The following is a 13,209-nucleotide window of genomic DNA, read 5'->3' on the forward strand; positions in this document are numbered from 1 at the left end:
TCGGCCGCTCGAACAAGCTTCGAACCTGGCCAGTACTTCCGATTGGACGCGAGGCTATGTAGCGCCCGGTTTCGAGCCCGTGGCCCATGCTTTTGCCGCCGCCATCGAGGCTCAGGCCGCACTCGGGGCAGCCTGCTCCATCATCTATCGCGGTGACTGCGTGGTGGACCTGCAGGGTGGCTGGCGCTCGAAGAGCCGGACGCAAGAATGGCAGGGCGACGATATCGCGCTTGTCTATTCGCTCACCAAGGGGCTTACGGGAATGGCCTGCGCCGTCGCCGTGTCGCGCGGCCTGTTCGGCTACGAAGAGCGGGTGGTCGACATCTGGCCCGAATTCGGCACGCACGGGAAAAATGCGGTGACCGTCGGCGAGTCGTTGTCCGAACAGGCGGGCCTTGCCGCGATCGACTTCAAGCTCACACGCGGCAACATCGGCGACGAAGAGGCCATCTGCGCCGCAATCGCCGCGCAGAAGCCCAATTGGGCGCCCGGCACGCATAGCGGCAATCATGCCTATACGCTGGGCTGGATCGCGAGCGAGCTGATCCACCGGCGCGACCCGCGCGGCCGCCGCCTGCCGCAATTCTTCGCCGAAGAGATCGCTCGGCCGCTGGGAGCGGATGTCTATCTGGGTCTGCCGGAGGATTTCGATCGCAGCCGGATCGCCCGGATCAAAGGGTTCGGCATGGCGGATCTCTTCATTCACCACACCACCATGCCCTGGCCGCTGACGATCAAGATGTGCCTGCCGGGGACGTTGGCCTTCCGCACGCTCAACAACCCGCTGATCCTCGAAGGGCCGGGCGCGCTCGACTGCGAGGACTTCTGGCGTGTGGGTCAGGGTGCGGCAGGCGGGATGGCTTCCGCGCGGGGCTTGGCGACCCTGTACCAGGCCTTTGCCGAGGGTGGCGAAAAGCTCGGGATTTTGCCGCAGGTGATGGACGCCCTGCGGCAGGGCCATGCCTATCCTTCGAAGGGCCTGAAAGACCAGGTCCTGACCGCCGACATGTATTATTCGCACGGTTTCGAAAAGCCTTTCGCCGAGTGGGAATACGCCCGCACCCGCAGCGCTTTCGGCAGCTTCGCGGTGGGCGGCTCGCTCGCGTTCGCCGACCCTGAAGACGGCGTCGCCTACGCTTGGATCACCAACCAACTCGGCACCGGGAAATGGGACGATCCGCGCGAAAAGATCGTGCGCGACGCCTTCTACGCCTGCCTGGAGACAATCGCATGAGTATTGCCCAGATCGTCCTCTCGGACCTGCACCTCGGCGCGCGCGACAGCCTGCTGACGCATGTGAACGCCAGCGGCGAGATTGCCGAAGGTCCTTCGGAAGTACTGTCTGCCTTTGCCAATGGCCTGCGCGAAACCCTTGGCGATGGCGAGAAGCCGCAGCTGGTCCTGCTCGGCGATGCGCTCGACCTTGGCCTTTCGCCCTTCGGCGACGTCTCGCAGAGCTTCCTCCAGCTGGTCGACGCCTTTTTTCCCGAAGACGGGCGTGAGCTGTTCCGTCGCGACATCGTCTACATCGCGGGCAATCACGATCACCATTTGTGGCGCATGGCGCAGGATCATCAGTTCGTGATGGCTCTGCAATCGGGCCGCATTCCGCGCGATATCGAACAGATCACGCCGATCATGGGACAACCGACCATCGGCTGCCGCTTGATGGAATCACTTCTCGCGCATCGGCCTCATATGGCAGGCGCGACTGTCCGGATCGCCTATCCCAACTGGGGTCTCGCCGACGCCGCCACGGGCCGCGCGGTGATCATGCATCACGGGCACTATCTCGACGGCATGTATCGCGCGCTGTCGACGCTGCGCGGCTTTCTCGAGGATAGCGAGGCGCGTCCCGCGACCATGGAACAGCTCGAGGCGGAAAACGGGCCGTGGATCGACTTTCTCTGGTCCGATCTGGGCAGCGCAGGAGACATGGGCGACGAGGCCGGGTCGCTTTACGCGACGATGCTGAGCGCCGGAGCGAGTCACGATTTCGCCGAGAGCATCGCCCGGCGAGCCACCGGAGGGCTTAATTCGAAGCTGGGCATCAATCCGAAGATGCAGCTCAAATACGGCATCACGCTCGACAATCTGATCCGCGCCGGGGTCGATCTGTCCGCAGGCCGGGCCGCGGAACGGCAGCGCGATGGCTACGGCCATGTGCTCGGCGAGGAGGAGGTCGAAGACATCGGCTGGTATCTCTCCACCCCTGTGGCGTCGCAATTGCACGACGAACTGGGAGAACTGCCGCGCGAACTGAATTTCGTGTTCGGCCATACGCACAAGCCGTTTCAGGATGAGCTGACCGTCGATGGGTTCGAATTGCCCGTCGGCGTTTTCAATACCGGCGGGTGGGTGCTCGACGAGCCCACGCTGATGCCGGTGCAGGGCTGCGCCGCGATGCTCGTATCCGACGATCTGGAAGTCGCATCCCTGCGGCTTTTCAACGATCCGACCGACGGCACGATGGCGCCCGTGCGGGTCGAGGGCAGCGGGCGCGTCTCGCGCCTGGCCGAGGAAGCCGGCGCGGCGGTCGACAATGCGGCCAGCCACTGGGGCGATTTCTCGCGCACGGTTCATGCGCGCATCGTCGAGGAAGCGGATAAACGCGTGCGCCGCATGCTCGACCGATCCAACGAAGGCCATCGGGAGGCGGCGGAATGACCATGCAAAAGCGCATTGCGAAGGGACTCGACAAGGCCAAATCCCACTACACCGTGCTCGTCATCGGGTCGGGCTATGGCGCGGGCGTCGCCGCTTCGCGGCTGGCGCGCGCCGGGCAGGATGTCGCGGTTCTCGAGCGCGGTAAGGAGCTGTTGCCGGGCGAGTATCCAAACAAGATCTCCGAGGCTCAAGGAGCAATGCAGATCAACGCCGAGGGCGGCCGCATAGGCGAACCCGACGCGCTGTTCGAAGTGCATGTCAACGATGGTCAATATGCGCTCGTCGGCTGCGGGCTCGGCGGCACATCGCTGATCAATGCCAATGTCTCGCTGGAACTCGACAAGCGTCTACTCGATCAGGCGCACTGGCCTGCCGCCTTCCGGGGCAACCCGCCGGAAATCGACGCCTATTACGAGCGCGCGCGCGAAATGCTCGCACCCAATCCCTATCCCGACGGCCATCCCAAGCTGGGCAAGCTCGAGGCGCTGGAACATTCGGCCAAGGCGATGGGGCAACGCTTCTACAAGACGCCGATCAACGTCACCTTCGAAGACAAGACCAACCGGTTCGGCGTTCCGCAGCCCGCCTGTACCAATTGCGGCGACTGCGTTTCAGGGTGCAACGTGGGCGCCAAGAACACCACGCTGATGAATTATCTGCCCGACGCGGCGAACCACGGAGCGGACATTTTCACCCAGGCTAAAGTGCTGTGGGTCGAACGCGCTGGCGACAAATGGCGTGTCCATCTCGAACCCAATGGCAAGCACGCTGCCAAGGGGCCTGCCAGCATCACGGCAGACCATGTCATCCTGGGTGCGGGCGCGATCGGGTCGACCGAAATCCTGCTGCGCTCGCGCGAGAAGGGGCTCGATCTGTCCGACCGGTTGGGCGCGAATTTCTCGGGTAATGGCGATGCGCTGGGCTTTGCCTATGACAGCTATCTGAAGGCGGAAAAGCAGGGCGACGAGCTCACCGCCAAACCGCTCTACGCCATTGGGGTCGGCGCGTCCGATGTCGCGCAGGAGGCCTATCCCGGCCCCTGCATCACCGGCGTGATCGACATGCGTTCGAGCGACGATCCGACCGAGGGACTGGTGATCGAGGAAGGCGTCGCCCCCGGCATCATCGCCAGCGCCCTCGCGCCGGCCTTTTTCTTCGGCGAGGCGCTCGCCGATGGCTTCACGCGCTTCGGCATGGATCAGGTCAAGCCGCGCCTGATGGATGCCAAGGCGATCGGCGAAGCCGTGCAGACCGACCCCGGGAGCATTGCCGAATGGGCTTACAAGGGACCGATGGCGCGGACGCAGACCTACCTCGTGATGAGCGTCGACGATTCCGGGGGACGGCTGGCGCTCGACGATGACCGGATCGCGATTCACTGGAAGAGTGCGGGCGAACAGCGCACCTTCCGCCGCGACGACGATCGTATGCGCGAGGCGGCCCAGACGATCGATGCGCAGTATTTCTCCGACCCGCTGTGGGGTGATCCCTTCGGCAAGAAGCTCATCACCGTGCACCCGATCGGCGGCTGCGGCATGGGCAACGATGCCGTGAGCGGTGTGGTCGACGACAGTTGCCGCGTGTTCGCGGGGGCTGCCGGCAGCGATGTGCACGAGGGGCTCTATGTCTGCGACGGTGCGGCGCTGCCGGGTGCGGTGGGCGTCAATCCCCTGCTGACCATCACCGCTGTCGCTGAGCGCGCGATCGAAAAGCTGGCCGCAAGGCAGGGCTGGAGCATCGACTATACTCTGGGCGCGGAAGGTCCGCTGCCGGAACCGGTCGCCGAGGAAAAACCCGATGCCGAGCCTGCGCAGGTCCTCGCGCAGCGGGGCGATGCGCTCAAGCTGGGTGTCGCCAAATGGGTTGCGGGCCATGCCCTCGCACCCGTCGCGAACGGGATAGAGGAGGTTGCGGACCATTTCGAGAACGGAGCGATCGACAAGGCCAAGGCGGCCATACGCAAGCTGATCCGCGATCATCCCGAAGCGATGAGCCCGGGGCTGTCCTTCACCGAAACCATGGCCGGACATATCAGTGCGACCGGTTGCCATCACCGCCCGTGCGACCATGCCGAGCGTATTCGCGACGACTATGCCAATGGCGAGGCCTGGGGGCGCGTCGAGGATAGTGCCTGCAGTTTCCTGCTGACGGTGACGACCGACAACCTTCATCGCATGATCGAGGACAAGCAGCATCGTTCGCGCATCACCGGCGAGGTGACCCTGAGCGCCGTATCACCCGATCCGCTGCCGGTGCGCGAGGGCACCTTCCGCCTGCTGGTGGCCGATCCGGATGCCGCCGAAAGCTGGAAGATGCTTTACGACATGGTGCTCGACGGGTCCGACGGGCCGATCCACTTCCATGGGTTCAAGACGCTCGAGCAGCGCGGCAAATCCGATCCCTGGACCGACCTCACCACGCTTTTCGTCACCCTGCGCCACGGCGAGGACGAGAACGGGACGCTGATCGGTCGCGGCGTGCTCAAGCTCGGCATCGACGAATTCATGCGTCAGCTGACGACTATCGAAGTCCACGACAGCAATACGTTGATCGGCCACATCGTGAACCTGATTCCGCAGGCGAGGAAAGCGATCGAGACCTATTTCGTCGCCAAATATGCCGGATTCTTCGCAATGACGGTGTTCCGTGCCTATGGCGGAATGCTGGCGACGCTCAACGATTTCCCGGCCAAGGATGCCGATGACCTCGTCCCGCGCGAGATGCGTCTGCCGCCTGCGGAGCGGCATATCGTCCCGACCGCGGATGGCGCGAAGATCGGTCTCACCCGCTATCGCGGGGGACCGCGCGGGCCGCTGGTTCTCGCGCCCGGTTTTTCGGTTCGCGCGTCGAGCTTCGCTACCCCGACAGTGGAGGAAAACCTCGCCGAAAGCCTGGTCGCGCAAGGTTACGATGTGTGGCTGTTCGACTATCGCGCGAGCGCGGATTCGGGCAACGACACCCAGAATCCGCCGGCCTTCACCATCGACGATATCGCGCGGCACGACTGGCCCGCGGCCATCGCCAAGATCCGCGCCGTTTCGGGTGCCGAGAGCGTGCAGGCGATCGCGCATTGCGTCGGGTCGATGAGCCTTCTGATGGGTATCGGTGCGGGCTGGGTGTCGAGCGTGCGCTCGATGGTATCCTCGCAACTGACGCTGCATCCGGTGACCGACTGGCTCAACTACATGAAGGCCGATCTTGGCGTCGCAGGTGTGCTCGGGCAAGTATCGCTGCTCGACGGCCACCTCGATTTCGCCAGCCAGGGGACCGAGGCGGACTACGAGATCGATGCGATCGCGTATCAGATTCCCGTCCCCGAAGGGCAGGCCTGCAAGAACCCGACCTGCCGCCGCGTGTTCGGCGTGTTCGGACCAAGCTGGGACCACGCCCAGCTCGGCCACGAAACGCATGTCGCACTCGGCAGCATGTTCAGCCGCGTGCCTCTCAAACCGTTCGAGCAATTGCAGGAGATCATGCGCCGCGGGCTTGCCGTCGACACTGGCGGTCGGCCGATCTACACATCGGACGAAGCCGCGAAACGTCTAGCATTGCCGATCAGCTTCCTGTCGGGGGCGACCAATAAGATATTCTACCCTGAAAGCGGTCAGCGCACCCGCGTTTGGCTGCAGGACCGGAACGGCCGCGATCTTTACCGGCAGCACATCATCCCGGGCTACGGACACATGGACCTGTTCATCGGTCGCAATGCCCATCGCGACATATCTCCACTGATTCTGAAACAACTGGCATGGCTCGACGGCGCGGCGCTATCTGGCTCCGGCAATGAGTCGTCAGTCATTCGCCATGGAAGGATTTAGCAGGGCGGTGGCTATGGACGAGCGCGATGCGAATTTCCCGACACTCCATTGCGCGACAGGCCAAGTCATTCGGACGTCAGCAAGCGGCTTAAATGGGTATGAAGCGAATTGTCCCAGAGCTTCATGCCGACCTTTGCCGGTAAAGCGGGAAAGAACCGCTCTCATGCAAACTCAGGGTGACAGGGAGCGGCTCGATGTGTGTGCTCCACCATTAGATCACCAGATCCTTATTGCAGTAAGTAGTGTTTTGCATACTTATTGTGTCAGAGTTGTCGGTTTCTTGGGGGAATTATGGAAGCCCACTTAGATCAGCACGTCATCGATTCCATCGGGCATGGAGTGATATTTGCTGATACGACGGAGACGATCACATACGCCAACAGATATTTCCGTGAAATCACAGGATATTCGAACTCCGAGATAGTCGGAAGGAATTGCCGCTTCCTTCAGGGAGAGGACACCTGCCCCGAGGCCAAGAAGCGCATCAAGCAAGCCATTGAGAACGGCCAACAGTTCGATGGCCAGATACTCAATTACCGAAAGAATGGCGAAGCCTTCTGGAACGACTTGTCGATTACCCCGCAGTTCGATGCCGATCGCGAGTTGACCGGCTTCGTGGGAATAATGCGCGACGTTACCGAACGCCAGATGCACCGACAGCGCATAGAAAAACTAGAACAACACTTGCGACTGATTTTCGAGAAGATTCCGGCGGGAATGGTGGTCCACCGGGCGGACGGCACGATCGAAAGCGTCAATCCGGAAGGTCGCAGATTGCTCGACCTTCCGTCCTCCGGCGACATCGACGGGCTGAGGTTCGAGGATCTGAACCTCTTCGCAGAGGACGGGTCACGTCTCGGCGTTGACGATTGCCTCGCCAGCATGGTGGCAGCGACGGGTCAGGAGATGCGCGATCTGATCGCAAGCATCGTCCATAAGGCTTCAGGTCAAAAGATCTGGCTCAAGTGCAGCGTGTTTCCGACACATGAAGAATCTGGCGAGCTATCGGCCGTTGTGCTGAGCTTTAGCGATATCACGCATGAGTACGAATCCGAGCGCGAGCGCCAACGCTTCGAACTCGCAGCGCAGGTGACCAAGAGCATCGTTTTCGACTGGGATCTCCTTACCGGGGAATATTGGGCCAACCGTAACTTCAAAACCATTTTCGGGTTCGAGCCTCCAAAGGAAAGAAATCCGTCGGATCCGCCGCACTACGTGTTCGAGGAGGATAGGAACGACTATCAGCTAGCTTTGTCTCTCGCGTTGGAGCAGCAACGGTCTAGATTGGACCGGGAATTTCGTTTCGTGAAGCCGGACGGATCCTTGGGCGTCGTGCGCTCCGAATTGATGGTACATTATGACGACGATGGGCAAGCAGTCCGGATTATCGGATTGAAACGAGACCTGACCGAACTGCGACGGCAAGAGGAAAGGCTGGCCGAGTCCGAAGAGCGCATGCGCATCGTGGCCGAGTTGTCCAGCGACCTGCTGTGGGAACTCGATCCAGAAACAGATGTCGTCTGGAGGGCAAGGGACGGGGTGGAACGGCTCGGGCTCGATCCGGCGCTGGCGCCGTGTTCGGGGGGCGCGTGGTACGATCTCATTCTTCCCGAAGATCGCGAGCGTGTGGTGGCGAGCTTTCGCCAAGCGATCGAGAATGGCGCGGGCCGCTGGAGAGAGGAATACCGGATCGAAAGGGCGGATAAATCGGCCCTGCAGGTTGCGGACACCGCTGCCATCATCCGCGAGGAAGGCGGCAAGCCAACGAAAGTGGTCGGAGCCGTTCGCGACATCACCGAAAGCCGCCGCCTGGACGAGTTCCTCCGCGAGAAACAATCGCTTGAGTCGCTGGGCAAGCTGACGGGAGGGGTCGCGCACGATTTCAACAATATGCTCATGATAATCATGGGCAATACCGAGATCCTGATGGATAATGTCGAAGATCCAGAGACCCGTGAGCTTCTCGATCTCATTCAATCGGCCGCTCGCAGCGGGGCCGAACTAACCAGCCATCTCCTGGCCTTCGCCCGTCAACAGCCCCTGGCACCGCAGCATGTGGACATCGCCGATCAGATGGATCAGGTCGCCAAGTTGATTCGATACGGCCTGCCGGAGGACATCAGCCTCAAGATCGATCTGACCGAAGACAATCTCTATGTCGAAGCCGACCCCCATCAGCTCGATAATGCCCTCGTCAATTTGGCTGTAAATGCGCGCGATGCAATGCCCGATGGTGGAAGGCTGACCGTTGAAGTGTCCTCCCGTAGCGTCGACGCGGGCCCGCTCCATGCCGTTTTGGCACCGGGCGAATACGTCCGGATCACGATGAGCGATACGGGGCCGGGCATGACACCCGAAATCGCCTCACGCGTTTTCGAACCCTTCTTCACCACCAAGGAAAGGGGCGAGGGAACGGGTCTCGGACTGAGCATGGTCTATGGATTCGCCAAACAATCGGGGGGGCATGCGTTCATCGAAAGCTCACCCGGCGAAGGGACCTCGGCGAGTATCTTTCTGCCGCGGATATCCAAGGTCCGGTTCGATGCGGAAAGCGACCAGGACGACACCTCATTCCCGCTACCAGAGGGGAAAATCCTGATCGTCGAAGATGAAGAACAGGTCCGCCATTACGTGGAGCGAATCTTCGAGAGCGAGGGGCTAACCGTTCTCAGCGCATCCAACGCCATCGAGGCTCTTGAATTGCTGGAAGATCACCACGACGTGGACTTGCTCGTCACCGATATTGTCATGCCCGGCGGAATGAACGGGCTGCAACTGGCGGAAACGGCACGTCGGCGGCTACCGGGGCTCAAGGTGCTGCTGACTTCGGGGAATGCCAGCATGGGCACGCTTCGGGAAGGCTTCGATCGACTGAAGGATACTCTGTTGCCCAAGCCTTATACGCGCGAGGCGCTTGCCCGGGCGGTTTCCCGAGTAATGAGCAAGCCAGAGGCCCGCTGAGCACTTGAGCACAGCTACTGCGCCGGCTGGCTTTCTCGAATAGCAACGCAAACTCGACCGCGTTCCGCACGCCGAGCTTCTTGAAGATACTCGCTCTATGTGTCTCAACGGTGCGCGGGCTGATGTCCAGAATGCGCGCAATCTCCTTATTGCTATGACCATCGGCGATCTGGGCCGCGATATCCCTCTCTCGCGAAGTCAACGAGGCAATCTGCGATCTGATATGTTCGACTTCGTCGATCCTGCGGCGAAGCTCGGCGGATCGAGCGATATGTTCGCCGATCTTCCGAGCGAACCGCTTGATCGAGACCGGTTTCTCGACGAAATCGACGGCCCCGGCATTCATGGCGTCGACCGCAAGGCTGATTTCGCCGTGAGACGTCAAAATCACGACGGGAATTGCTTGCGCCGCGGGAGGAATCCTGTCGAGAACGCTCAGGCCATCCATCTCGGGCATGCGCATATCGAGGATGACGCAATCCGGCAGCTCGAACTCCAGACTTTCGAGGAAATCCGCACCGCTGCGAAATGGGCGGCAGGTAAACCCATGGCGTTCCAGACCCCGAACCAGAGTCTGCCTTACTCCCGATTCGTCATCGACGATCGCCACGCGAGGCTTGGATTGTGGCTCCTCGGAGGGGAGTTCCGGTTCTGAGGACGATCTTTCCTCCACCTGAGTGTCGCCGTCCTGTAAGGAAGAGGCAATCAATGCGGCCGCTTCGTCGGCAGGCATGGGGCGTCCGGTCCAGTACCCCTGCAATTGGTCGCATCCTGCCTCCTGCAAAATCTGGGCGACGGTTTCCGTTTCCACCCGTTCCGCGGTGCACACGATGTCCGTCCGTTTAGCCAACTTGACGACGGCGCGCACGATTTCGGCCGCCCGCGCCTCGTGCTCCATTCGCGCGACGAAGCTCCCGTCGATCTTGATTTCCGAGAACGGGTAATCGGACAGCTGTTTGAGTGAAGAGAAACCGATTCCGAAGTCGTCGATAGCGATACCATATCCTGCGACACGCAGTTTGGTGAAGGACTTCAAAACGGCCTCATCTTCGGGCAGGCCCGACCGTTCGGTAACTTCGAAAACGACCTGGGACGCCTCCAGGCCGTGCGCCTGGCGAAGTTGCTCGATCTTTTCGATCATGCCCGCCTGCTGGAAGAACTCCGGTTCGATATTGATCGAGATGATCTGATTGCCAGGCAGTTCCATCGATGCCCAGGCGAAGCCCAGCTCAATCACGGTCGCCGTGAATTCGTTGATTCTTCCGAGACTTTGCAGCCTGGCGATGCAGTGTTCGGTTGGCAGGATGTCTCCTGCCGCATTGCGGAATCGTGCGAGCACCTCGAACCCGGCCAAATCCCGCGATTGCGACCAGACTTTCGGCTGAAAGTAAGGTTCCAGTGTCGCTTCGATCTGGGCGAATTCTTCGCGCGAACAGGTCAATGCTTCGGACGGTTCCGAAATCGGATCGCCGTCCTTGGTAAATGCATCTGCCTTGAGCAGGCGTTCGAAATCGGCGTAGCTGAAGGGCTTCGGGAGGAGGCCGCCAATCCTGGCCCCGCTGTTGCCGAGCAACTTCCCCGCCGCTTCGAGGACCGGCGCATCGGCGCCGCTGGTGAGAAAAACGCGACCGTCGAACCGCAGGCTCTGCAATTCCTCGACGATGTCGATACCCCCGATGTCGGGCATGTGCAGATCGAGCAGAACGTCGGGAGACGACGCCATGTCCTTCAGTTCGGAAAAGAAGGCGCGGGGCTCGGCGAAGCCGTGAGCTTGAAATCCAGCCCTCACTGCGAACCGCTCGAACAGCGCAACCGCCTGAGGATTGTCGTCTAGAATGAATAATTGACGCACATCACCTTCCGCAAGGGTGACCGCGCCGCTATCACTCTTGCAGCTATAACGCAATCGCCGCTTGGCCGCCTGAGCGTGCATAACCTCATGGGAATTGGGACACCTTTTGCAGGGACCGGTGTCGTCGCTTACCTAGATCGTAGTTATTTGCGGCGTGTTCCAGTCGAGGCCGCCGGCGAACTTCAGGTACTATTCGTCAGCGATGCGAGAGTGGGAATGGACATCGGCTTGTCGAGGGCGAAGCCCGCCTGATCGCCGTCCGTCCAGCGAACGGTTGCGTTTTCGAAAACCGCTCCGCCAATTTCGAGTGTCGAGAGGCAGCCCGTGGGGACGGGTTCGGGCGTGGTGATGCAGAACCCCTTTTGCGCAATGTTTCTGGCGCTTCCGACGATACACCGCCCGCCGAAGTATACGGCTGCGGTTTCTTCGAACGGAATGCGAACCGAACGATACGGGAAAGCGTCGGACGGGGCGATCTCGCAGGGCAATTCATTCTCCAGACCAAAGCGCGTCCCATCGACCCAGACGACGTTTGCCGTGACAAACGGACGGCTGCCCCAGCGATATCGAACGGTCTCGCCTTTCGTAATCGGAATTTCGCCATCGAAGCCGCACCCGTAATCCGAGCAGTCCTTCATCGTCGCAGCGTAGGCCTTCCCCGCGATCTCGATGCAGGCGGGCCTGAAAGTTCGGATACTACGCTCGATCCGCCGCCGATCATGCTGCGGATAGCATTGCAATTGCGATTGGTCCTGCATGTGTGAACTCCCCTTACTGCCCAGCACAATGGTCAGCCTGATTACTGTGGGGGGATTAAGCAAAACCCAAATTGGTCGGTGGATTAACTCTATCGGTAGAGAAGGGAAACATTAACCATGACCAGACGACAAAGGGGCGGCCGCATCGCGCAGGCCGGGTAAGCCTAGCAAGGCAACCCGCCGGTCGGCTCGGACCGGACACCCCTCAATTGCTCGCTCGAAAATGCGTGACCAGCAGATCCGCGATCTTCGGCAGAAGCTGCTTCGGCAGCGCATGTCCGAGTTCGCCGATCTCCACGTGACGCGCTGTCGGGATCAGGTCGGCTATGTGCTGCCCATGCGGTGGCGGATTGAGCGGGTCCTGCCCGCCCTGGATCACGAGCGTCGGAACGTCGACCTGCGACAATTCGGCACCGCGGTGAAGCGGAACCGGCTCTGCGCGTGCGTGGGCAGTCGCGGGGGCCACCGTATCCGCATGGCGGATGGCTGCGCGTTCGCGGCGAGCGAAATCATCGGCATCGAAGCCTGCGATCTCCCCGTTCAGGGTGCGCCAGACCTCGACCCGCCGGGCGACCTCTTCCGCCTCGGTCTCGCCCGGCGTGAACATGGCAGCCAGCTGCCGGACGACGTCCGGTGCCGGCCCGGGTAGCGGGCCTGGCGACGTCTCCCCGTTCATGGCCCGCATGTAAGCGTCGGCGAAATCGACATCGAGTGCTGCCGTCAGCATCAGCGTGAGCGAGCGCAGCCGCTCGGGCGCTTCGATCGCGAGAAGCTGGCCGATCGTGCCGCCCAACGACAGCCCGACCACATGCGCCCGGTCGATGCCATGCGCATCGAGGACGGTAAGCGCGTCGTCGGCAAGGTCCGCAATGGCATAAGGCGCCTCATCGAAGTCGCGAGTGGTCGAGCGCCCGGTGTCACGATGATCGTAGCGAATGACCCCAAAGCCGCCTTGGACAAGGCGCGAGACTAGTGCGTCCGGCCACATGGATCCGGGCGCATTGGCCCCGGCCACCAGCAGAACGGCATGATCGCCGATCTCGCCGAATGCTTCGCTCCACAGTTCGATGTTGCCATTTTGCGCAGTCTTGGTGCTGGGTTTCATGGGTCCCTCGTCCTCTCGCTTCTCTGGATTGGGGCGTATCTTCTCGAG

Annotated in this window: 6 protein-coding genes and 1 pseudogene; 4 read left to right on the forward strand and 3 right to left on the reverse strand. The window is 61.5% G+C overall.

The genetic code is table 11. The features are described from left to right. Window positions 1-79 precede the first annotated feature (79 nt). From ASS64_RS10085 to ASS64_RS16955, 4 genes are all read left to right on the forward strand, one after another. A complete protein-coding gene (locus ASS64_RS10085) occupies window positions 80-1,234 on the forward strand; it encodes a serine hydrolase (RefSeq protein WP_234002377.1) in 1,155 nt (384 codons plus the stop codon). Then, window positions 1,231-2,667 (forward strand): metallophosphoesterase, encoded by a 1,437-nt coding sequence (locus tag ASS64_RS10090; RefSeq protein WP_067693698.1) that lies wholly within the window; start codon window positions 1,231-1,233, stop codon window positions 2,665-2,667. The genes ASS64_RS10085 and ASS64_RS10090 overlap by 4 nt, the downstream gene beginning before the upstream one ends. Next, entirely contained in the window at window positions 2,664-6,485 is a 3,822-nt protein-coding gene (locus tag ASS64_RS10095) for a GMC oxidoreductase (RefSeq protein ID WP_067693701.1), read from the forward strand. Before ASS64_RS10090 ends, ASS64_RS10095 begins: the two co-directional genes overlap by 4 nt. A gap of 258 nt (window positions 6,486-6,743) precedes the next feature. After that, window positions 6,744-9,446: a PAS domain-containing sensor histidine kinase gene (locus tag ASS64_RS16955; RefSeq protein ID WP_157075159.1), complete on the forward strand. Its 2,703-nt coding sequence runs from the start codon at window positions 6,744-6,746 to the stop codon at window positions 9,444-9,446. Between the two features lie 55 nt (window positions 9,447-9,501). Here the strand turns inward: ASS64_RS16955 and ASS64_RS16410 are convergent. The 3 genes and pseudogenes from ASS64_RS16410 to ASS64_RS10125 all read right to left on the reverse strand — a co-directional run. Further along, a pseudogene (locus tag ASS64_RS16410) lies at window positions 9,502-11,379 on the reverse strand (EAL domain-containing protein); the annotation flags it as partial. A 101-nt stretch (window positions 11,380-11,480) separates the two neighbouring features. After that, window positions 11,481-12,056, reverse strand: a complete 576-nt coding sequence (locus ASS64_RS10120; protein WP_067693715.1) for a PilZ domain-containing protein — start codon at window positions 12,054-12,056, stop codon at window positions 11,481-11,483. A 205-nt stretch (window positions 12,057-12,261) separates the two neighbouring features. Continuing rightward, window positions 12,262-13,161, reverse strand: a complete 900-nt coding sequence (locus ASS64_RS10125; RefSeq protein ID WP_067693718.1) for an alpha/beta fold hydrolase — start codon at window positions 13,159-13,161, stop codon at window positions 12,262-12,264. Window positions 13,162-13,209 lie beyond the last annotated feature (48 nt).

The sequence above is a fragment of the Erythrobacter sp. AP23 genome, assembly GCF_001542855.1.
Classification (GTDB): domain Bacteria; phylum Pseudomonadota; class Alphaproteobacteria; order Sphingomonadales; family Sphingomonadaceae; genus Qipengyuania.

Excerpts from the sequence above, each read along its gene's own strand:
- ASS64_RS10090 (WP_067693698.1), top strand. The coding sequence starts at position 1,231 with ATGAGTATTGCCCAGATCGTCCTCTCGGACCTGCACCTCGGCGCGCGC.
- ASS64_RS10095 (WP_067693701.1), top strand. The coding sequence starts at position 2,664 with ATGACCATGCAAAAGCGCATTGCGAAGGGACTCGACAAGGCCAAATCC.
- ASS64_RS10120 (WP_067693715.1), bottom strand. The coding sequence starts at position 12,056 with ATGCAGGACCAATCGCAATTGCAATGCTATCCGCAGCATGATCGGCGG.
- ASS64_RS10125 (WP_067693718.1), bottom strand. The coding sequence starts at position 13,161 with ATGAAACCCAGCACCAAGACTGCGCAAAATGGCAACATCGAACTGTGG.